The 254-nt window shown below is 61.8% G+C and carries 1 protein-coding gene; it reads right to left on the bottom strand.

Annotated features, from left to right (window positions below; all coding sequences use genetic code 11):
* Positions 1 to 198 (bottom strand): hypothetical protein (locus PZC42_RS22005; RefSeq protein ID WP_306576018.1); only part of this gene is annotated, 198 nt, incomplete at its 3' end.
* Positions 199 to 254 lie beyond the last annotated feature (56 nt).

Raw genomic sequence — 254 nt, 5'->3', positions numbered from 1 at the left:
CGCGAACCCCGGCTGTGCGCCCGTATGCTCGACGATTAGCTCCCCGCGGTAGACGTGGATCATCCACCCCAGGCCATACGTGACCGGCGCCGTCTCCACCGGCGGAACGCCCGTTGGGAGCACGATCGAATGCGCGCCGAGAAGACTCGCATATCCCTCCTGCGAGATTGGAGAAGAAGAAGAATTGCGCTCGATCATGGCGCGGACCCATTTTGCGTAGTCGTAGGCTGATGATAGGATAATGCCTGCGCCGC

The sequence above is a fragment of the Isoptericola croceus genome (genome assembly GCF_029382255.1).
Lineage (GTDB): Bacteria > Actinomycetota > Actinomycetes > Actinomycetales > Cellulomonadaceae > Isoptericola > Isoptericola croceus.
The sequence above is the reverse complement of the archived record's forward strand: the minus strand, read 5'-3'. Positions and strand labels throughout refer to the sequence as shown.